The sequence below is a fragment of the Anoxybacillus andreesenii genome, from assembly GCF_030813005.1.
GTDB classification, from domain to species: Bacteria; Bacillota; Bacilli; order Bacillales; family Cytobacillaceae; genus Robertmurraya; species Robertmurraya andreesenii.
The window spans coordinates 12,596-32,184 of the sequence record NZ_JAUSTU010000029.1; the positions used below are offsets into that span (position 1 = coordinate 12,596).

General features: G+C 34.9%; 26 protein-coding genes and 1 pseudogene. 23 read left to right on the forward strand and 4 right to left on the reverse strand.

All coding sequences use genetic code 11. The annotated features are described in order from the left end of the window. Positions 1-584 precede the first annotated feature (584 nt). A pseudogene (locus J2S07_RS18895) lies at positions 585-1,421 on the forward strand (hypothetical protein). 60 nt (positions 1,422-1,481) lie between these two features. Here J2S07_RS18895 and J2S07_RS18900 read toward each other — a convergent pair. Then, positions 1,482-2,051: a TetR/AcrR family transcriptional regulator gene (locus J2S07_RS18900; protein ID WP_307151960.1), complete on the reverse strand. Its 570-nt coding sequence runs from the start codon at positions 2,049-2,051 to the stop codon at positions 1,482-1,484. Between the two features lie 185 nt (positions 2,052-2,236). Between J2S07_RS18900 and J2S07_RS18905 the strand changes: the two genes are divergently transcribed. From J2S07_RS18905 to J2S07_RS18950, 10 genes are all read left to right on the forward strand, one after another. Beyond that, entirely contained in the window at positions 2,237-2,863 is a 627-nt protein-coding gene (locus J2S07_RS18905) for an FMN-dependent NADH-azoreductase (RefSeq protein ID WP_307151961.1), read from the forward strand. Positions 2,864-2,910: 47 nt separating this feature from the next. Next, entirely contained in the window at positions 2,911-3,783 is an 873-nt protein-coding gene (locus J2S07_RS18910; RefSeq protein ID WP_307151962.1) for a pirin family protein, read from the forward strand. A 639-nt stretch (positions 3,784-4,422) separates the two neighbouring features. Continuing rightward, entirely contained in the window at positions 4,423-4,989 is a 567-nt protein-coding gene (locus J2S07_RS18915) for a TetR/AcrR family transcriptional regulator (protein WP_307151963.1), read from the forward strand. 170 nt (positions 4,990-5,159) lie between these two features. Continuing rightward, complete coding sequence (locus J2S07_RS18920) at positions 5,160-5,948, forward strand: NmrA family NAD(P)-binding protein (protein ID WP_307151964.1); 789 nt, start codon at positions 5,160-5,162, stop codon at positions 5,946-5,948. Positions 5,949-5,972: 24 nt separating this feature from the next. Further along, a complete protein-coding gene (locus J2S07_RS18925) occupies positions 5,973-6,683 on the forward strand; it encodes an FAD-dependent oxidoreductase (protein WP_307151965.1) in 711 nt (236 codons plus the stop codon). Positions 6,684-6,716: 33 nt separating this feature from the next. Then, complete coding sequence (locus J2S07_RS18930) at positions 6,717-7,202, forward strand: glutathione peroxidase (RefSeq protein ID WP_307151966.1); 486 nt, start codon at positions 6,717-6,719, stop codon at positions 7,200-7,202. A 264-nt stretch (positions 7,203-7,466) separates the two neighbouring features. Further along, the gene (locus J2S07_RS18935) at positions 7,467-8,354 is read left to right on the forward strand and encodes a helix-turn-helix transcriptional regulator (RefSeq protein ID WP_307151967.1); all 888 of its coding nucleotides are present in this window, start codon (positions 7,467-7,469) and stop codon (positions 8,352-8,354) included. Between the two features lie 113 nt (positions 8,355-8,467). After that, positions 8,468-9,022, forward strand: coding sequence for a delta-aminolevulinic acid dehydratase (locus J2S07_RS18940; RefSeq protein WP_307151968.1), 555 nt, complete (start codon positions 8,468-8,470; stop codon positions 9,020-9,022). Between the two features lie 173 nt (positions 9,023-9,195). Next, a complete protein-coding gene (locus J2S07_RS18945) occupies positions 9,196-9,783 on the forward strand; it encodes a TetR/AcrR family transcriptional regulator (RefSeq protein WP_307151969.1) in 588 nt (195 codons plus the stop codon). Beyond that, on the forward strand, positions 9,780-10,208 hold the full coding sequence (locus J2S07_RS18950; RefSeq protein WP_307151970.1) for a DUF5367 family protein: 429 nt from the start codon (positions 9,780-9,782) through the stop codon (positions 10,206-10,208). The genes J2S07_RS18945 and J2S07_RS18950 overlap by 4 nt, the downstream gene beginning before the upstream one ends. 92 nt (positions 10,209-10,300) lie before the next feature. On the opposite strand, the gene J2S07_RS18955 is transcribed toward J2S07_RS18950, so the two are convergent. Both J2S07_RS18955 and J2S07_RS18960 read right to left on the reverse strand, forming a co-directional pair. Next, a complete protein-coding gene (locus tag J2S07_RS18955; protein ID WP_307151971.1) occupies positions 10,301-10,732 on the reverse strand; it encodes a YugN family protein in 432 nt (143 codons plus the stop codon). A 161-nt stretch (positions 10,733-10,893) separates the two neighbouring features. Then, entirely contained in the window at positions 10,894-11,439 is a 546-nt protein-coding gene (locus tag J2S07_RS18960) for an SMI1/KNR4 family protein (protein ID WP_307151972.1), read from the reverse strand. On the opposite strand from J2S07_RS18960, the gene J2S07_RS18965 reads away from it, so the two are divergent. The 7 genes from J2S07_RS18965 to J2S07_RS18995 all read left to right on the forward strand — a co-directional run bounded on the left by J2S07_RS18965 (position 11,375) and on the right by J2S07_RS18995 (position 15,609). Next, complete coding sequence (locus J2S07_RS18965; protein ID WP_307151973.1) at positions 11,375-11,878, forward strand: DUF2975 domain-containing protein; 504 nt, start codon at positions 11,375-11,377, stop codon at positions 11,876-11,878. The two genes, J2S07_RS18960 and J2S07_RS18965, sit on opposite strands and share 65 nt — an antisense overlap. A gap of 9 nt (positions 11,879-11,887) precedes the next feature. Beyond that, positions 11,888-12,100, forward strand: coding sequence for a helix-turn-helix domain-containing protein (locus tag J2S07_RS18970; RefSeq protein ID WP_307151974.1), 213 nt, complete (start codon positions 11,888-11,890; stop codon positions 12,098-12,100). A gap of 11 nt (positions 12,101-12,111) precedes the next feature. Continuing rightward, positions 12,112-12,252 carry a hypothetical protein gene (locus J2S07_RS18975; protein WP_307151975.1) on the forward strand — a complete coding sequence of 47 codons (141 nt, stop codon included), beginning with the start codon at positions 12,112-12,114 and terminating at the stop codon, positions 12,250-12,252. Then, positions 12,245-12,628 (forward strand): hypothetical protein, encoded by a 384-nt coding sequence (locus J2S07_RS18980; protein WP_307151976.1) that lies wholly within the window; start codon positions 12,245-12,247, stop codon positions 12,626-12,628. Before J2S07_RS18975 ends, J2S07_RS18980 begins: the two co-directional genes overlap by 8 nt. A 302-nt stretch (positions 12,629-12,930) precedes the next feature. Continuing rightward, complete coding sequence (locus tag J2S07_RS18985; RefSeq protein ID WP_307151977.1) at positions 12,931-13,710, forward strand: spr1630 family ClpXP-sensitive toxin; 780 nt, start codon at positions 12,931-12,933, stop codon at positions 13,708-13,710. A gap of 23 nt (positions 13,711-13,733) precedes the next feature. Beyond that, complete coding sequence (locus J2S07_RS18990) at positions 13,734-14,921, forward strand: spr1629 family repressor/antitoxin (protein ID WP_307151978.1); 1,188 nt, start codon at positions 13,734-13,736, stop codon at positions 14,919-14,921. Between the two features lie 304 nt (positions 14,922-15,225). After that, positions 15,226-15,609 (forward strand): DUF2500 domain-containing protein, encoded by a 384-nt coding sequence (locus tag J2S07_RS18995; protein WP_307151979.1) that lies wholly within the window; start codon positions 15,226-15,228, stop codon positions 15,607-15,609. 86 nt (positions 15,610-15,695) lie between these two features. Here the strand turns inward: J2S07_RS18995 and J2S07_RS19000 are convergent, their stop codons facing one another. Next, entirely contained in the window at positions 15,696-16,445 is a 750-nt protein-coding gene (locus tag J2S07_RS19000) for an AAA family ATPase (RefSeq protein WP_307151980.1), read from the reverse strand. Positions 16,446-16,729: 284 nt separating this feature from the next. Here J2S07_RS19000 and J2S07_RS19005 point away from each other — a divergent pair, with 284 nt between their 5' ends. From J2S07_RS19005 to J2S07_RS19025, 5 genes are all read left to right on the forward strand, one after another. Then, positions 16,730-17,077, forward strand: a complete 348-nt coding sequence (locus tag J2S07_RS19005) for a short-chain dehydrogenase (protein ID WP_307151981.1) — start codon at positions 16,730-16,732, stop codon at positions 17,075-17,077. Positions 17,078-17,212: 135 nt separating this feature from the next. After that, on the forward strand, positions 17,213-18,058 hold the full coding sequence (locus tag J2S07_RS19010; protein ID WP_307151982.1) for an AraC family transcriptional regulator: 846 nt from the start codon (positions 17,213-17,215) through the stop codon (positions 18,056-18,058). A 259-nt stretch (positions 18,059-18,317) separates the two neighbouring features. After that, a complete protein-coding gene (locus J2S07_RS19015; RefSeq protein ID WP_307151983.1) occupies positions 18,318-18,509 on the forward strand; it encodes a helix-turn-helix transcriptional regulator in 192 nt (63 codons plus the stop codon). Next, positions 18,502-19,080 (forward strand): peptide deformylase, encoded by a 579-nt coding sequence (gene def, locus J2S07_RS19020; RefSeq protein ID WP_307151984.1) that lies wholly within the window; start codon positions 18,502-18,504, stop codon positions 19,078-19,080. Before J2S07_RS19015 ends, def begins: the two co-directional genes overlap by 8 nt. A gap of 415 nt (positions 19,081-19,495) precedes the next feature. Further along, the coding region (locus J2S07_RS19025; RefSeq protein ID WP_307151985.1) for a helix-turn-helix domain-containing protein at positions 19,496-19,589 on the forward strand (94 nt) is incomplete at its 3' end.

Below are 19,589 nucleotides of genomic sequence, written 5' to 3' on the forward strand. Positions count from 1 at the left end.
AAAATGGTTGTAAAATCTGAACAAAAATTAGAAGAATGTGGGGAAAATGCGGGAACGACTTTATTGGGCGGATAATATTGGGAAATAGCTTGAGGCGTTGGGAGAGAAGGGATAGAGTAGGGTTTAAGGGGGAGGGGAGCGGGAACGAGTTTATTGGATGGATACAAAGGGTTCAGGACTCTTTCGGTTAGACTCCCCAGGTCATTGAATCGGCATCCTTTCCAGTGTTTATCCTCACTCATTAGAATCAGAAAGTCCTCAATCATCTACTCTGTATTGGTCTATTATGGGAACGTAATTTTTTTATCAAAATCATTGTAAAATCGGTACAATTTCATGTACAAATCGGCAAAAAGGCGGGAATACAATTATTCTATAACAGAAAATGGAAGGGCTGTTAAAAGGGGTGTGAGCCCTTGGGAGAGAAGGCGTTGAGAGGAGTGGGAAGGGGAAGTGGCTTGGGAAGGTTAATATTCGATAGGGACATAGTAGACGTGCGAGGGTTAGGAATAAAGGATAGAAAGGGAATTTAGTATAATAAATAGAGAAATGGTATAGAAAGATAAATTAGGATGTGATCAAGGATGCTTTCTCTTGAAGAGTACATTTCAAAAAGAAAAAAGGAAGATCGAATTAATGAATTCGATATTGAGTCAAAGGCTCAAAATATGCAAACGTGTATGAACTATATATTCGAATACTTCAATCAATACCTTGATGATTCAAAATTGGATGAAAAAACAGTGTTAAACGAAGAACGTCTTGAAAAGTATAAAAATTCCCTTCGGCAATATGAATCTGATATTCAGGAATGGTGTTGGAATTTATGACGATTATGACAAGCAACTGAATCGTTCCATTGTTAGTTACCTTAAAAAAGATGATTTATTTGATCTATACAACACTGATCAAGAGTTTCGTAGTGTTTCTTATGATTGTTACGCTTACCTCATAAAGAAAAACCATTTTCTGAAAGAACAGACTGAAATGCTTTTCCTTTTCATCAAAGATCATCATCGAATTCAAAGTAATCCAAAAATGGATTTCGAAAATATCTATATCTCAGAGGAAGTAGAAGAGTGGATTAAAAGACGTGGGACAAATATCAAGTAAATTTGCTGACTTTTGCTTCAAACTATGTGTCTCGCTTTTTTGAAAATGAGGAAACTTGGGATGTAAAGCATAGAATCAGAAGCAGAGATAGTTGGAGAAAATATGAGTATGACTATAAACAAAAAAGTAATTTATTCAATATTAATTCATTACATAGGAAAATTTCCAGCAAACCATTTATCAGAGGTAAAAAACAATTTCTTGAAGTCTTATTAATGTATTGTTGGCTTCATGAAATTGATGGCGATGAAGATTACTGGCAGGAATATATAAATAAGGTCTTACCTTCAATCCCTACTAACAAGTAAGTTGATTAAGAGCAAAAAGCGTTATTCCACTTGGAGTAACGCTTTTTTACGATAGTAACTTTACACTATTTCATTCTTTATCAATTGCCTAATAGACAAACTAGCATCTTCTAAATATTCTTCTGGTGATTTACTGCTGTTCTCTTTCCAATCAATTGAAGCTCCATAAATCATCCAACTTAACATGGTGGCTAGCATTCTTAGCCTTTCATTACTTTCCTTCGGATATTTTTTTAATAGTGATTGAAAAATGATCTGTTCAAGTTCCTTTTTTAATATGGCTTCAATATTCACACTCATATCGAGATAGCTTCTTTGACAACGGGTTGATAAGCTCATATGGAATGTAGTAATAGATAAGAACAAACTCTTCAGCATTTCCTCGCTGAACTCTTCATTATTCGACAATTCCTTAAGTACATTCTCCAGTAAATCCTCTTTTATTACTTTTTCAAGTAAATCATATTTATCGAGAAAATGCCGATAAAAGGTTGCCCGGTTAATCATGGCTCCCTTTGTAATATCACTGATTGTGATACTGTTGAAATCCTTTTTTTCTAAAAGTTCTATAAAAGAATCAATAATAAATTTTCTCGTTCGAATTGAACGTAGGTCTGTGTTTTCTTCCATCTTTAAGTCCTCCATTGAGACATTTTAAATAAGTTGTGGCTTATGCAACAAAGTGAAGATTTTGTTGCTTGAGTGGTGAAGAAATCATATCTATAATTTGATTATACAACAAGTGTTGCGTATGCAATAGTTGTAAAATCAATTCCCTTTTATTGCGGGAACAGGAATTTAGGAGGATTTTTTAAATGAATTTATTAGTAGTTAAAGCAAATAATCGCCCAGAGGGTGTATCTAGTAAAATGTATGAAACCTTTATGGAGTCTATAAAAGAGGCAAAAAATCTTAATGTAACTGTCTATGATGCTTTTGAAGAAGATATGCCTTACTTTGGGCAGGAATTGTTCAATGCTTTCGGTAAATTACAAAGTGGTGAAGAACTATCGGAATTAGAACAACGTCTTCTAGCTGCGAAACAAAAAGCGAAAGATGTATTTGCTGAAGCAGATGTAGTTGTATTTGTTTTTCCGTTGTGGAACTTAACGGTTCCTGCTAAACTTCATACATTTATTGACTACATTGATGAAGCGGGTTATACATTCAAATACGGTCCAGATGGTTCACCAGTCTACTTAATGCCAGAGAAAAAGATTATTCTAATGAATGCAAGAGGTGGGTATTATTCTTCACCGGAAATGCAAAATATGGAACATGCAGTGAATTATATGAGAAGCATATTTGCTGGAATGTTTGGTATGGAAGTTACCGAAGAGGTTGTTATTGAAGGACATAATGCAAGACCCGATATAGCAGAGGAGATCGTTGAAAATGGAATGCGTAAAGTAGCTGTAACTGCAGAGAAATTAATGTATTAATATGCTTAGTCTCATGGTGTAGCATATCCTAAGAAGGAGGAATTGAAATGTCTAATGAATCAACTTTTCATAGAGAAGTAAGAGATTTTTGGTATCCAAAATATAATAAAAATGGCTACCCACATGTCCAACAAGGAGTTATTCTTAATCCTGAGAGGAATCAAGAATTCTCTCCCTTTATTCTTATGGCTGAAGACTGGTATAAGCGTGGAGTCTTCTCTGATCATCCTCACCGAGGTTTTCAAACTGTAACGTATGTTGTTGATGGAAGGCTTGAACATATAGATAATGCGGGTGGCTATAGCCTTTTAAATGCTGGTGATGTTCAATATATGAATGCTGGATGGGCAGCTAGACATGCTGAAGAGGCTTATGATGATGACTTGATTCATACATTACAGCTATGGCTAAACCTTCCAAAATGTTTAAAGCGTACAGAAACATCTTATCAAAACATCTATGTTGAAGATGCTCCTGTTATGAACTTTGAGGGTGGTTCGATTCGAGTGTATTCAGGGGATATTGCAGGGGTAAAAGGACCAATGAATAGTTTGGTACCTATTACAATGGCGGAAATTACCCTTCGTGAAGGAACTGAGTATACACATATTTTACCTGAGAATCATAATTCATTCTTGTACATGTTGGCAGGAGAGATGGAATTCGGAGAAAGTAAGACAAAGATAACTAAAACAGGAGCGGCTATCTTATCCTTTAATGAAGAAGGCTCAGAGTCTAACCAAAGTGAATTAAAAATAAAAGCAAAAACTCGTTCTAAAGTGTTGATATATTCAGGAGTTCCTATTCGGGAAGAAATTGCATTTGGTGGACCATTTGTAATGAATACGGCAGAAGAAATCCGGGAGGCATTTCGAGATCTTCAGCGAGGAGTATTTGGACCACCTGCTGTAAAAGAGTAAGAGGAATTATCATCTGAAAGGAACTACATTGTGTGGAAGGCTGCACTTATAAAATGAAGTATTTTAAATGAGTGATGGACTAGAATTGGATATCAAAAAAGTGTTTATTGATTTTTATTTTGCTTATTACCACATATGAGTTCGTTGGAGTTTTTTCTCCCCTGTTGTACTTACAAATAACCTAACATTATCCCAGCTACGCTACAATCTTCATCTGGATTATCGCAAGATTCCATCCACGAAGCATACTCAATATCTTTTCCAGTTGATATGGCTTCTTCAAGGCTATTGGTAAAGGGGTAGGCAATGGATGGTAAACTCGCTGTCAAAGAGTGGAACAAAAGATGGCATAGGTGGTAAATTCCCATGGCCGTAATCACAACTTTGATGGAGCTTAATTGTAGAGTGGTTAAATTTGGTTATAATTAAGAGGATAGGATACTGGAGTTTCACTATCCTTTTCTGTAACAGAGTTTGCTATGGCAATAAGTAGATCCATGTTGAACTGCCCGCTTAGACTGCGGGTGGTTCTTTTTTGTCAAATGATTAATTAAGGAATTGTAACAGTTGACACGTATAAAACCAATTCTTAATATGTATATAGACCAGTTGTTATAATTTTCGAAATGAGGTAATAAAATGAACGAGAAGGAAAGTACAAAGGATAAGATAATTAAAACTGCATCCAGACTATTTCAAATACAAGGGTATCATGCAACAGGACTTAATCAAATTATTAACGAGAGTGGTGCGCCTAAAGGGTCATTATATTACCATTTCCCCGATGGAAAGGAACAGCTTGCCCTGGAATCATTACAAGTGACAGCTAATTTTGTGTTAGAACAAATAGTAGAAGGGCTACAGAAATCATCTGATCCTGTAATAGCAATTCAGAATCTTATTAATGATATGGCTGAACGATTTGAAAAAGAAGGTTGTAAAGGTGGGGTCCCTGTTGCATCTATAGCACTTGAAACATCATTAATTAGTGAGCAGTTACGAAATGCCTGTCAATCAGCGTATATAAGTTTTCAAGAAGCATTTACGCAAAAGTTGATAAGTTCTGGTTTAGAGGAAAAAAGAGCAATAGAGTTAGGGATTGCGATTAATTCAATGCTAGAAGGAGCATTTCTTTTATCCTTTACAATGGGAGATAGTCAACCATTAAGAATGGTTGCAAAACAGATACCAGTTCTTCTTGAATAGATGAGACTGGTTTCTTTTAGCAAATTATTATATAGACTGGTCTAATGATCAGGGTAACTATTAACAGATTATTAAAGAGAATAAATAAAATTCGAGAGAAGGATTAGGATGAAAGTATTAGTAACAGGTGCATCAGGTAATGTAGGTATGTTACAGAGAATTTGTTAAACATGGGAGAACAAGTAGTTACTGCTGGAACCAATACTCAAAAGTTAAAAGATTTGTTTCAGGATAAGGTCAATCCTGTTTACTTTGACTTTACTAAAAAGGAGACATTTGAAAATGCACTAGCAAATGTGGATCGGGTATTCCTAATTAGACCACCTCATCTTGGAAAACCAGAGGATTTGTATCCTTTTATTGATGCTATGAAAGCTCGCAACATAAAGCTTGTTTCATTTTTGTCTTTAATGGGCATAGAGAAAAATACAATTCCGCCGCATCATAAAATTGAAAAGTACATTGAATCATTGCAAATTCCTTACGCTCATATTCGACCAGGTTTTTTTATGCAAAATATATCAGGAATTCATTCCACGGAAATAAGAGAAATGGATCAAATATTTGTACCAGCAGGAAACAGTAAAACAAGTTTTATAGATGCAGAGGATATTGGTCTTTCTGTTGCAACTTTACTTCAAAATCCAGAAAAGTATAAAAATACAGCTCATACCATTACAGGTGCTGAGGCTTTAGATTATTTTCAAGTTGCAGAAATTTTGAGCAAAGTGACAGGAAGAAAAATTGAGTACGCAAAACCAGGATTTTTAAAGTATAGAAGGCATTATATTAAAAAGCGAGGATTGGAAAAAGCATATGTAAATGTGACAGTGGCGTTGTATTTTATGACAAGGATGGGAACTGCAAAAGATGTCACAGATGATTTCATTAAGCTGACTGGCCAAAAATCACGTACTTTTGAAGAGTTTGCAATCGCAAATATAGATAGTTTTCGATAAGAATAAGAAAAAGGGGATGGAAGAATGGGCATTATTCAAGATATTTCGCGAATATTGAAAAAAAGGGAATTGAAATTCATAGAAAGCTATAAAGAATCTGAAGAGATACATTCGTTTATTTTTGAAAAAGAAAAGGATTTAAACTGGAAAGCTGGACAGCATGGTGTTTTTAGTATCTTACACAAAAAAATTCAAAAACCAACAAGACCTTTTAGTGTGGCATCTGCACCTGAAGAGAATATCGTCAAAATAACAATGGTCATTAGTGAACACCCAAGTGAGTTTAAGAAAGCCATGTTAGAATTATCTCCTGGGATGAAAATAAGTATGCGTGGACCCATTGGGCCTCTCTATTTAGATGACAAAAGTCCATCACTCCTCATAGCAGGGGGTATAGGAGTTACACCATTCAGATCCATATTAAAGCAAATTGAGATGGTGAAGGGAGGAATTAGAAATCCGATAACTCTCCTCTATATGGACAGCAATAAATCATATATCTATAAGAACGAACTTGATGAAATGGCAAAAAATCCATCTATAATGATAAACTATCTGGATTCAAGAGATCGCTTATATCAAGAGATAGATAGATTCACAACAATGCATAAAGAAAGTGGAATTTATTGTATTGCAGGGACAAAGGCAATGGTTGATTCTGTATCGGTCTATTTAAAAGGGCATGGTATTCCTAAACGAAATATAAAAAAGGATGTCTTTATGGGGTATAAATAAAAAACTGTTATTGTATTGAAAAGGGGGATTTTCTTGAGTATTCATCAATTTTCAGCTCACTTGATTAATGGGGAAGAGAAGTCATTGAGAGACTATGAGGGTCATGTACTTTTAATCGTTAACACAGCAACTAAATGTGGCTTTGCTCCTCAACTTAAAGAATTGGAAAAACTATACGGGAAATATAAGGAGCATAAATTTGCAGTATTAGGATTCCCATGTAACCAGTTTGGAAATCAGGAGCCAGGATCAGATGAAGAGGTATCAGAGAGATGTCAAATAAACTTTGGGGTTAGCTTTCCTCTTTTTAAAAAGATTGATGTGAAGGGAAAAGAAGCCCATCCACTATATAAATATTTAACAAAAGAGAAAAAGGGATTGTTAACAGCAGATATTAAATGGAATTTCACTAAATTTCTTATAGATGGACAGGGAAAAATTATCAAACGATACGCACCTACTACTTCACCTTCGAAAATAGAAGAGGATATAAAAGAGCTATTGTCATGTGAAGAATAACAACAATATCGTAACCCTTATTTTCCTTAATACCTGAATTCTATTGTGTCCCCCCAATCAAGTTCTTCCCTCGTAATTCGAGTTGGAACTTACGGTATTTAAGTTGGTTCCTTAATATATTGATATTTTTTGAATTGTAGACGTGAAATAATCCCCATCTGGTTTGAAAGGTGGGGATTATTTCACGTCTAAGTTAAACAAAGCAATATATGTCAAAAAAAATATGTTTTCTTTTGTTATCTTATTTGTAAGGAGGTTCATGGTATGAGCTATAGCCCTATCATTCAAAAAACGATTGAGTATATAGAGCAGAACTTACATGAAGAGCTATCTTTAGAAAGCGTTGCCCAGTTTGCTGGATTCTCAAAATACCACTATCATCGTATTTTTCAAAAAGAGGTTGGCGTAACTGCATCTGAATACATTCGGTACAGAAGAATTGCGGATTCTGCTAACATGCTACTTTATACGGATGAAAAGATAATCGATATTGCTTTCTATTATCGCTTTGAAACACAAGAATCATTTACTCGTTCGTTTAAGAAATATTATCAATTACCACCAGGCCAATACCGTAAAATCATGAGTAAATTAACCATACAAAGGGAGGAAGTAAAGTTGAAAAATGAACAGTTATTAAAAGGATGGCAGTTAAGTGGGAGTCATCCGTTTAATTATCAGATGGGAATTGATAGAGAAATTTTTCATAAAGGAAAAGCATCTGGTTTCTTAAAATCAGTTACTGTCCAATCGCAAGGAGAATTTGCAACAATGATGCAACAGTTCAAGGCAGAGAAATTTCTTGGTAAAAGGATTAAACTGTCTGGTTTTATCAAAACAAAAGATGTTGGTGGATTCTGTGGATTTTGGATGCGTGTAGATGATGCACTTGGAGATGTATTGCAATTTGATAATATGAGTGACCGCCCAGTAGTAGGGAATAGTGAATGGAATCATTATTCCATCGTATTAGATGTGCCAGAAAACAGTGTGGTCATTGCCTTTGGTGTTTTACTTTCGGGAAATGGGCAAGTATGGATTGATGAACTGAAATTTGAGGAAGTTGATAAAGAAACTCCAACAACCAATATTGATTTTTCTGCTGACCTTTTAGATGAACCTACCAATTTATCTTTTGAAGAATGGGAGTAGGCGATATGATGAATTTTCTAATGGCTTTAATGAAAAGTTTTTTACATCTTGGCGGTATTCATCGTTCTTCGGCTAATAGAAAGTTCTAAAATAAAAACAAGGAGCAAGATAAAATGAGTAGACCAGAGTTATATATCACATTAGTTGTTGGACCCAATTGTGATATGGAGGCATTTGCTATGCGTTCAACACTTGAATATTTTGGAGCAAGGGTAACAGTACACTGGGTTGGGAGACCAAATGATTTAATTGATGTATTATCTGGTGAAGAGATGGACAAAAGGTGTGATTATTTGATTTTGGCATTTCATGGTGATGAAGGGAGACTGTGTATGCCAGAACTGGGTGAAGAAGTTTATGAGTCTGATGAACCAAGAGGAGAGTTTTTTGACTTTCATGATGTAAAGCGATATACAAATTTAAAAAATATAAAAGTCATTGCAACTGGTTGTACGTTAGGTGAAGAAAACTTAGCAAAAGCATTCCTTGAATGTGGCTGTCATTCTTACATAGCACCAGATGATTACATTGATGGCAATTCATCGTTAATGTTTGTGATTAGATATATGTATGAGATCATTAATAATGAAAAGAGTCTGCAAGAGGCGTATGAAATCGCAAAGTCCATTGATGAAGAGACACTCATATATCAACTATATGAAAAATGAATACTTACGATGAATATTTGCCAAGGAATTAGCTGTCATAATAAGACAGCTCTTTCTTTTTTATAATAAAAAGGTTAGAGGATTTTAGTGGCGATATTGCTACTTCCCAACTTTAGTGGTAAAATTTTTGTATATATAGTTAGTTAGTTGAATAACTAAAAAGAGGTGTTTAAATGGCAAAGCCAAATGTTGTTAGTAAAGAAGAGCTAATTAATTTTGCTAAAGAGTGTTTAGTTGAAAATGGTATTGAAAAGTTTACATTGAGGGCGGTTGCAGAAAGAGGCGGAGTGACACAAGGTACAGTTTATTACCATTTTAGAACAAAGGAACAGTTGCTATTAAATATCGTGAAAGATATTTGTGATAGTTCGTGGAGTGAATTATCGCAGAGTAGTGAAAATTTGATAAAACAAGCGTTAGAATCAGCAAAAGGTCGTTGTGGAGAAGATTCTTTTTTTCATAAATTATTTTTCACATTAATGGTTGCAGGACTAAATAATGAAAAAATCCGAGAACAGCTTAGGTGTGTTTTAGAGAAGGAAAACAAGGCGTTATCCGATAACTTAACAAGAGTATGGTCGGGGTCACCAATAAACGGAGTTTCGCTTGATACATGGGGTGTATTATTTAATGCAATGGTAGACGGATTGGCATTACAGGCTCTTATGATAAAGGATTTCCCTGTTGAAACAGTTTATGAAGGGATTGAAAAACTTTTTACAACACTTAGCAATGTGACTATTCAGGAGGGTGGCAAATGAGGGGATATTTGTTTACAGCATTATGGGGTATAGTCGTTTGGATTTTTGCTACATTGTTTTTTGTGCTTTTCGGAAAACAGGTTCTCTTTAGCCCCGGTTCAAGTTCATTTGTTATGAGTATTCTTTTATTAATAGTAGGAACAGCCATATTATTGGTGGGTACTACTTCTTTGTACTTATGGTTTGATAAATCAGAAAATGCATCACTAAAATTTGGCATAATTGGTGCAATTGTCGGTTTAACATTAGATACATTTTCCTTATCTAGCCATCAATATATTTTTCCGCAATTGAGTGAATCCCAAGTCATTGCTTTTACCGTTTGGATGTCATTTGCATATGCTCTTTACTTAATCATCCCTACTATGATTAATGAACGTAACAAGAAAGGAAAAGGTTGGTTTAAGTTAGCGAGACAAGATTGAACTCCCTTACACCCCTGACCCTAAGCCCTGTACTTCTATCTAGGGTGGTGTGAGAGGCCGGGGGTTAGCCACCCCCTCCTACTCGATTTGAGTTAGTAGGAAATAAGTAAAGCATTGATAGAATTAAATACTTGGCCAATTGTCTCTTCGCCAGCTTTTACCCATCTGCTTTTATCATGAATATTTCCATCTTCATCAATGGGTTCTTGGAATTGAGCAAGCCCTGTAGTAGCAGTTACAAGTGAATTTTCATCATAATCTAATCCAAGGTTCACAATATGCTTAATGACAAATGGCGTTCCAAACTCAATTATTGCATTTGAATGATCTAGGGCTCCATCCAAAACATAGATTGGTACTCTTAAATAAATGGATTCTCCTCCATCTCGCCATAATAAAGCGTCAAATTTCCCTTGATGATAATCAAAATTACTACAAAAACTACACCCATGGGACTGAAAAATATCTCGTACCGCACCAAAATTAGCCCTTTTTCCTTCAATCCCTGTTTGTAATTGAATCATTCTATTCACTCCCTCTAAAAAAGCCTGTTACTATTTTTAACTGGACATTGAATAAAATACCTACTAATATTTTTTTAACTATAGGTTTGTGGTGCGGTGTGACATTGCCAATATGATTATCCGTTGTTTTTACAATACTTCAACCTAAGCCAGTTTAGAATTTAGGATAGCCTATAGTAATTTTCTGCAGTAAAAATAGACCAACACCAAAACTTTGTACCTTGACTAATAACAAATCTGTCAAACCATAATTCAAAGTTCATTTTCAAGGGAGTAGCTTCTTCAAATTGATCTATATGCCCCTTCCAAAAAAGATAATTCTCTTTATCCTCAGAAATCAATCGGGAATTGATCACAATATTATCTTGGTAAATATATGCTATATCATAACAGCCTTCGTATTGGTCGTAGTGTTTATTAAAGTCAATAATCTGTTCTAAGCTATAAAGTTCAATCTCACCGCCATAATGGACATCATCAAATAGCCGACACCCATTGGTTATTTTTAGAAATGCTCTATAATCTGGAGGCAAGATAAATCCTGTTTGTCTTTCAAAATCAAGTATCTCCTCGTCACTTGCTGGGGGATTGAAGGTACATTTAGCATCAAATAAATGCCCCTCCTCGTTTTGGACTTGGATTATGTTATTATTCTCCTCTAAACGCTTTCTTAAACAAAGAAAATTAACCTTTTTAAAAATGGCCATTTTTATTATCGGACTTACGATATTTCTTTTTTGTGTATTATGGTTGCCAAAGTTGGCGGGAGATGCAGCGGTGATGAATCCAGAGTTCGCCTACTTGAAATTCCCTGTTCTTATAGGGATATATATAACCGCAATCCCTTTTTATCTCGCTTTATACCAGGCATTAAGGATTTTAAGCTACATTAAAGGCGGAGAAGCCTTTTCCGAATTCCCTTTGATCTCATTAGGCCGTATCAAAAATTGTGCGTTAGCCATAATCATCCTGTATGTAATAGGGATGGTTTTACTAGCCGGGCAGAACGCTTTACATCCTGGAATAGCCATCTTGGGTATTGTGATAATTTTTGCAACTACTGTTGTTGCTGTATTTGCTGTTATCCTTCAAGAACTATTAAAGAGCGCGATTGAAATAAAAGTAGAAAATGATTTAACAGTTTGAGGTGGCAAAATGGCTATTATCGTAAACGTTGATGTCATGTTAGCAAAAAGAAAAATGAGTGTTACGGAGCTTTCGGAGAGGGTTGGAATAACAATGGCGAATCTCTCAATTTTGAAAAATGGAAAAGCAAAAGCTATTCGATTTTCAACGTTAGAGGCGATTTGCAAGGCACTGGATTGCCAACCAGGAGATATTTTGGAATATAGAAGTAATGAAGGGTGAAGGAGACATATATGAAACGATTGATGATTATTGTGGCTTCCATTGGGATTATTCTGCTATTATCTGCTTTTACATTAGGCCAAAACTTCCCTCGTTCCTACCATCAATTGATAACAAGTACGACAAATTTAAGCGAAGAGGATATTGATTGATGGGTTGTCTTTAAATGATGATTTTTACAGTGGGAAAATAACGGAGAAATATGGAAAGGGAATAGAGAAAAGTCGAGATGTTGAGAACTATGATTATTTTAAACTAACAAATGGAATTGAGGTGGCAGTCGATAAAAAAGGCAAAATGACAAGATTTATTATAACGGATCGTGGTTTGGAAACGGCTAAAGAAATTAAGATTGGTGATACAAAGGAAGATATCATAAAAGCATATGGAGATAACTACTATTTTCGCATAGAACAAGGTGCGAACATTATTGGTTATGTGGATAAGGAAAGAGAAAGATCCTTGGAATTTTGGTTATTTGATAATGAAGTGAATCTTTATAGACTTGATAACAATTTGATGCAATAGAGCTATGCGAAATGCTTAGCTCTAACTTTATTATAGTGTAATTCGGTTACATACTTAAAGCATTTCCTGAGCTTTCCTTCTATAATTTTCTTTATGTCGGCAAACTTCTCCTTGTTGATTATTCCAGGGGGCTGTGCAGTTCATACATTTTGGAACAATAAATCTGTCAATCTATGAAAATTATTAAATAGAATTACATAAATATCTACAAAAATTAAAATAAAATCATTCCAAGTCATATCAACTTTAATTATAATATAAATAAATCATTTTTTATTTCAATAATGAGGAGTGTGTTGGTTATGACGATGAAACAATACCATTTACCTCAAGAACTTAACATAAGCATTGTTGATGGAATTATCGAAGGCTATAAGGATTATTTATCTGTACGAAGAGAGAAAGCACGTGAATTAAAGGTTCATGGTGCATATGCTTGGGTAAAAGGAAACCATATTGACCATCATATAGCGGTGGAATGTGAAAAACATGGGGTGACTGGTCGTCTATCAAAAGCTGGACTAACCTGGCAATATCTTCAATTTCAACTGAAGGAAGACAAGGTTCTTTTCTTAGTAAAAAATGTACGTTATTTTGATCCTAATGCTGTAGATAAAGGCAAAGATGTAAAAGGCCGAACTCGTTCGACTAAAGCATCTTATATGGCTAATTTGACAGATATCAATTCATCTATTGAATTTCCAGAAGTAGCTATACCGATTCCACAAGGGCAATCCACTCAATTGCAACTAGAACTATTAGAAGATGTTCAAGTAGTTCAAATTAATAGTAATGATACATTAGAGATAAGTAAACATTATGATCGTTTCTATATCGTAACTTATGAAATTGATTCAGAGTTTTTAATTAGTGAAATTAAGGTATGGATGCCAAATCCAGTGAATAATAAAGCTTATTTGGTCGAGAATTTAACTAAGTACATTAATACCAAACCTTCACATATTATTGAAATGGAAGATGATACAAGGGCAATATTACAAAGCTCGGCAGAAATTGAAGTGGGTTATGATGCAACAGCTTATGAGATTGCCTTCGATGATGCGAAGGAAAAGAAAAGTTAGATGGAATGAAAGGAGGTACTCCTTTGTTTATTGGTAAGAGCTTAACCAATATACGTATTCTGCATGAATTTAGTCGTGCCCAATTAGCAAAAGAGATCGGGGTTACCGAACAAGCTGTTTGGCAATACGAAAATGGTTACGTGTCTCCTAAATTAGAAATTGTAAACAAAATGAAGAGCCTATTTAAGGTAAAGTCTTCTTATTTTTACCGAAATGATTTATTGGAAAATGGTAACTTAGCAGACAATATCCGCATTCAAAGTATTGCATATAGATCTGAAACGATCAATTCAACGATCAAAACACAAAGCGAATTAGTTCATGTGAAATTTTTAGACGCATTTATAAAAAAAATTGCAAAAAAAATAAAGTATCCTCCTAATATTCTATTAGGACTAAGAAGAAAAGTAATAAAATTCCTTAACTCTAATCAAGATTTAGACAGGGAAGAGCAAATTAAAGCGATTGCTATTTTAGCTAGAGATGAAATTCGACTTCCTCATAATACAAATAAGAATTTACTTTTTTATCTAGAAAAGGCAGGAGCTTTTGTCTTTGAAAAATCTATAGGTGATACGATTGATGCCTATAGCTTGTGGACAGAAGATGATTATCCGTACATTGTTATTGGAACAATTAAGAAGTCTGCTGCTCGTAGAAATTTTGATTTAGCCCATGAACTTGGACACTTATTACTGCATTATAAGGTTGAATTTAATATTTTGGATAAGCAGACCTATAAAAAAATTGAGGAAGAGGCAAATCTTTTTGCATCGGAATTTCTCCTTCCAGAAGAAGAATTCCGTAAAGATTGCTTGAATCTAATTAAAGTTTCGAATCCCGATTCCTATATTGATTTAAAAATGAAATGGATGGTTTCCTTACAAGCTCTGGCAATGCGAGCGAATAAACTAGAAATCTTAACTCATCAACAATTTAGATATTTTTTCATGTCCATTAATAAAAAGGGATATAGGAAAATAGAGCCGTTGGATAACGATATCCCAATTGAACGTCCAATGAAAATCCAAAGTATTTTACAACTGTTATTTGAAAAAGGGGAATATAGCGTTTCTAGTCTAATTGATGATTTAAAAGTGGATATCGGCTTTTTGTCCTTGATTACGGGAATTAATGAAGCATTCTTTGAAAAGTATGTGGATACAGAGCAAAGAAGTTTTTCAGTAAGTGATATTCGTATTGTTAAATGAAAATCCAATTTAAATTATTTTTTTGTGAAATTCTGTAACAAAGAACCTTCCTTTACTCATGGAAGGTTCTTTACGTATGATGTTATATTATCAAACTGTTAGGAAGCATTTTTTAGCAAAAGGATTTCCAAAAACATAGAGGATAACAGAAACCTAGGATGATGTACCTATCCTTCTGCCCAGTCTATTGATGATTCTCCAAAGGGTTAATATTAAAGGGTGAATATAACCTTTTTCCAGAAACCTTTTCAGTTCTATTTTCGTATAGAGATTAAAAACAAAATAGAATGTGGAGGAATGAAAGATGTTCCATGATCCATTCGGAGATTTCATGTTTAGCTTCGGTCCTATTTTTATCGGAATTATTTTCATTATTGTAATTGGGACGTTTTTATTTGCCCTTACTAACGGTCTTAAGGAATGGAGAAGAAATGAGCAGTCACCACAATTATCTGTACCTGCCATCGTAAAAACAAAACGAACGAATGTGAGCAGACATACTCATCATCATGATAGTCATCATAGTCATAGTACATCAACAACCTACTATGCAACCTTCGAATTTGAAAGCGGCGATCGTTTAGAGTTAAAACTAACTGGTGCAGAATATGGTCAACTTGCGGAAGGGGATTATGGGATTTTAACCTTTCAAGGTACAAGATACTTAGGTTTTAAGAGAAGTGTTTAAGAAAGATAGGGGGATTTTTCTCCCCCTTTCTTTCTTGTGAAAAAGTATGATCTTAAAGATTATTTAAAATTTAGCTTTGGTGGGACCTATTCATTCAGTAAATGATGTAACAATCTGTCTTTATCGTCAAAAAACTGCTTCATGATATGATAATGGTTCGTTTCTTCAAGTGTGGTTTCTTTTGCCCCTTCTTCTGTAAGCTCAAGAATCTTAGCTTTTGGATACGACATGATAATAGGAGAATGGGTGGCAATGATAAATTGTGAATCTTGGAGAACTAATTCATGAATGTGAGCCAACATCGATAATTGTCTCAGAGGGGATAAAGCAGCCTCTGGTTCATCTAAAAGGTAGATGCCTTGTCCACGAAAACGATTCATAAAGGTTGCCCAAAAGGATTCCCCATGTGATTGCTCATGAAGCGATACTCCGCCGAAGGAATCAATCACTCGTGGCGCTGGAGCTGGCTCACGGTCTAATTCTTCTATGTTGGATGCCACATTATAAAAGGTCTCCGCACGAAGAAAAAATCCATCCTTTGGTTTGTGGACCCCTCTAATTAATTTGATATATTTTTCCAATGAAGAATGAGAATTATAGGTCGAAAAATTAAAATTGAAGGAACCTCCCTCTGGATTAAACCCAGCAGCAATGGCAATCGCTTCTAATAGGGTAGATTTACCCATCCCATTTTCACCAACGAAAAAGGTCACATTTGGGTGAAATGCTAGTTCATCTAGGTTCTTAATGCTAGGTAAGTGAAATGGGTAGTTTCTAAAAGAAGGAATGCTGTTCCGTTCCAGTCTTATGCCCTTTATATATTGGTTTTCCTCCACAAAACAACACCTCTGTATGTATTTTAAAGGATTCTATAAATGACTTTCTTAATACCAAATAATAACATAATATGATAATTGTTAGATTAATTTAACTGATAGATTTTTGTTAATATGGAATATTCGGGAGGAGCTTTGGGAGTGTATAAATTGGAGAATGCGGATGTAATAACGAAGGAGCAGGAGAACAAATTACCCCTGCTTAAAGGTTAAAATTTTAAATGTTCACTAAAGAAAATGGGAGTTTAGTTGACGAAATAATTTATTATGGGAGGGGGATGAGTATGCCTTGTGTACATGAATTTGGGATACTTGATGCTTTAGACAAGCAGACAAACTACATTCACTATGAAGCAAATAAATATAATTGTATCTCTGTTGATGATGATCTTATAAGCAATTTAGATAAGCATTTATCTATTATGAAAACGTACTTTCATTCATTTAGTCGCCCAGAATATGGTTTAGCCTATTGGGGAATCACAATTATTCCACCAGAGTCTTTATCATTGTTTTATGATATTGTCACGTCTTCAGAGTATTTCAAGAAATCTGATGAACTTAGTGAGCTTGCTTCAAAAATCTTACATGCAAAAGAGGAGGGGAAATACATGATCCATTTTGGAGTTTGAACATGATGTTATAGAGTGCTATTCAATTAACGAGAATTAAAAAAACAATCCGACATTTTTGTGCATGAAATAACGGACAAATAAATACCTTTCTCGATATATTAGGTATGAGAAAGGAGAGGAAGAGGGGGAAAGATGGATTGGATAGATAGAATGAATAGTGCTTTGGAATACATTGAAAACAATCTTGAAAACGATATAAATTATAAAAAAATTGCACAAGCAGCTCATAGTTCTGAGTATCATTTTTCAAGGATGTTTTCATCTATTTCGGGAATATCTCTTTCTGAATATATCAGACGGAGACGCTTGACACTTGCGGCGTTTGATATTCAAAAAAGTGACATTCGAATAATAGACGTTGCCATTAAATTTGGCTATGAGTCTGCTGATTCTTTTTCCCGTGCTTTTCAAAAGGTACATGGAATTAAACCTTCGGAAGCCCGTAATGAAGGGGTACAATTAAAAGCATTTCCGAGAATTTCCTTTCAAATTTCGATAAAAGGGGATACCGAAATGGAGTATCGGATTGAGAATCTTGATTTTGATTTAAAAGTTATAGGGAAAGGGAAGGCAGTCAAAACAAGTAGAGCCTTTAAAACAATTCCTAAGCTTTGGAGTAGTGCCAAGAAGGACGGATTTATGCAACAGTTGATTGATATGTCCTGGGAAGAGCCAAAATGCACGCTTGAAAGCCTTTTGGGTGTTTGTGGAAGAGAGGCAGCCATAATGGATGAAGAATTTACATACTTAATGGGTGTCCGATATGATGGAGAGGTACCAAGTGATATGGAAACGCTCTTTATCAGGCACAGAACATGGGCTGTTTTTCCAGGTATAGTAAATGCTTGGGAGCGATTATACACAGAATGGGTTCCAACCTCTGGATATGAACTGGCTGATATTCCTTGTATCGAATGTTATTATCCCCCAAAGCATAAACCTAGAAACGAACTTTGGGTTCCAGTAATCCCTAAGTAGGCACATTTTTTTATAGGGGAATCAATCATAAAAGAAGTAACTAGAAAGTATATAAAAAAAGAGAGCTTCCATACAAATTCGGGCTGGGTCCAATAGTGATCCAGTTCTTTTTTATATTTTCATATTCCTCAAATCCCTTGTTCAATCATGATCTGTGGAACAATGTTATAGCCGATCATAGAAAAGTCCAAAGTTATTGACATATTTTTTCAGATTGATAGAATAATTATGTCCAATACTTTTGACATAGGTGATGTTCTTGAAAAACAAAATTAAAGAAATCCGGAAGAGTTTGGGGATGACGCAAAAGCATCTTGCCAAGGAGTGCGGTGTAGTAAGGCAAACGATCAATTGCATAGAGAATGATAAATATGACCCCACATTGGAACTGGCATTTAAATTATCAAAAATTTTAAAGGTAAAGGTAGATGAACTGTTTATTTATGAGTAAATTTCATTCAAATTATATAATTACGATGAAGGATATAGTAAGGGAAGGGAATCCTATTCTCCATCAAGCGACACAAGAAGTAGCTGTACCTCCTACTAAGGATGATAAGGAAACATTAATTTGCATGATGAACTTTTTGAAGAATAGTCAAGATCCGGTTCTCGCAAAAAAATACAAATTGCGCGCAGGAGTAGGATTATCAGCGAATCAAATTAGTTTAAATAAGCGTATGTTTGTAGCGTTTCTAACAGATGAGATGGGAAGCAAACATGAATATGCCCTTATTAATCCGAAAATTATCAGCCATTCCGTCTCCATGATTTATTTGCCACAAGGCGAAGGCTGTCTCTCCGTTGATCGGAATGTAGAAGGTTTTGTTCCAAGATATGAGCGGATCAAAGTGAAAGGGATCAATATAGAGGGGGAAGAAATTGTTTTAAAACTACGGGGGTATCCCTCTATTGTTGTTCAACACGAAATAGATCACCTTAATGGAATAATGTTTTATGATCGGATTAATAAAGAGAACCCATTCAAGTTGCCGGAAAACAGCAAGAGTTTATACCAATAGAAAAAAATTTAAGGGACATGGGGACAGAAACCATGTCCCATTATTTTTTAACAAATGGTATTTTGAAACAATAGAGGATTAATAGAAACTTGGGACGATGTACCTGTCTCTTTGTGTATTCCAATTGAAAATCCTTACTTTCATATTCTTGCATCATATTATTCCACCGTTATAGGTGTAAAATAATTGGGATATTTACAATGGTAAATAAGAACAATACATTGATTATTGAACAAATCAACAATACGTTTTATTAAAAATTACCTATTTTATCATTCCCGACAGAAGACTCCCTCTTCAATCGTGCGAAGGGCATAGCCCAACGATAAGTGGGAGATGAATGTCGGTTGGCGGTAGCCAAAAACTCCCACACATGATAAAATAAGAATATACGTTCGCTTAGGAGGTGAAGGTAATGCTAGTCAACAAAGCCTATAAATTCCGTATCTATCCAACTAAAGAACAGGAAATCCTCATAGCCAAGACGATCGGATGCAGTCGTTTTGTGT

Bases quoted from the DNA above. Each gene is read 5' to 3' on its own strand.
- J2S07_RS18900 (WP_307151960.1), bottom strand. From the start codon at position 2,051: ATGGAAGAAAACACAGACCTACGTTCAATTCGAACGAGAAAATTTATT.
- J2S07_RS18905 (WP_307151961.1), top strand. From the start codon at position 2,237: ATGAATTTATTAGTAGTTAAAGCAAATAATCGCCCAGAGGGTGTATCT.
- J2S07_RS18910 (WP_307151962.1), top strand. From the start codon at position 2,911: ATGTCTAATGAATCAACTTTTCATAGAGAAGTAAGAGATTTTTGGTAT.
- J2S07_RS18915 (WP_307151963.1), top strand. From the start codon at position 4,423: ATGAACGAGAAGGAAAGTACAAAGGATAAGATAATTAAAACTGCATCC.
- J2S07_RS18920 (WP_307151964.1), top strand. From the start codon at position 5,160: ATGGGAGAACAAGTAGTTACTGCTGGAACCAATACTCAAAAGTTAAAA.
- J2S07_RS18925 (WP_307151965.1), top strand. From the start codon at position 5,973: ATGGGCATTATTCAAGATATTTCGCGAATATTGAAAAAAAGGGAATTG.
- J2S07_RS18935 (WP_307151967.1), top strand. From the start codon at position 7,467: ATGAGCTATAGCCCTATCATTCAAAAAACGATTGAGTATATAGAGCAG.
- J2S07_RS18940 (WP_307151968.1), top strand. From the start codon at position 8,468: ATGAGTAGACCAGAGTTATATATCACATTAGTTGTTGGACCCAATTGT.
- J2S07_RS18945 (WP_307151969.1), top strand. From the start codon at position 9,196: ATGGCAAAGCCAAATGTTGTTAGTAAAGAAGAGCTAATTAATTTTGCT.
- J2S07_RS18950 (WP_307151970.1), top strand. From the start codon at position 9,780: ATGAGGGGATATTTGTTTACAGCATTATGGGGTATAGTCGTTTGGATT.
- J2S07_RS18955 (WP_307151971.1), bottom strand. From the start codon at position 10,732: ATGATTCAATTACAAACAGGGATTGAAGGAAAAAGGGCTAATTTTGGT.
- J2S07_RS18965 (WP_307151973.1), top strand. From the start codon at position 11,375: ATGTTATTATTCTCCTCTAAACGCTTTCTTAAACAAAGAAAATTAACC.
- J2S07_RS18960 (WP_307151972.1), bottom strand. From the start codon at position 11,439: ATGGCCATTTTTAAAAAGGTTAATTTTCTTTGTTTAAGAAAGCGTTTA.
- J2S07_RS18970 (WP_307151974.1), top strand. From the start codon at position 11,888: ATGGCTATTATCGTAAACGTTGATGTCATGTTAGCAAAAAGAAAAATG.
- J2S07_RS18975 (WP_307151975.1), top strand. From the start codon at position 12,112: ATGAAACGATTGATGATTATTGTGGCTTCCATTGGGATTATTCTGCTA.
- J2S07_RS18985 (WP_307151977.1), top strand. From the start codon at position 12,931: ATGACGATGAAACAATACCATTTACCTCAAGAACTTAACATAAGCATT.
- J2S07_RS18995 (WP_307151979.1), top strand. From the start codon at position 15,226: ATGTTCCATGATCCATTCGGAGATTTCATGTTTAGCTTCGGTCCTATT.
- J2S07_RS19005 (WP_307151981.1), top strand. From the start codon at position 16,730: ATGCCTTGTGTACATGAATTTGGGATACTTGATGCTTTAGACAAGCAG.
- J2S07_RS19010 (WP_307151982.1), top strand. From the start codon at position 17,213: ATGGATTGGATAGATAGAATGAATAGTGCTTTGGAATACATTGAAAAC.
- def (WP_307151984.1), top strand. From the start codon at position 18,502: ATGAGTAAATTTCATTCAAATTATATAATTACGATGAAGGATATAGTA.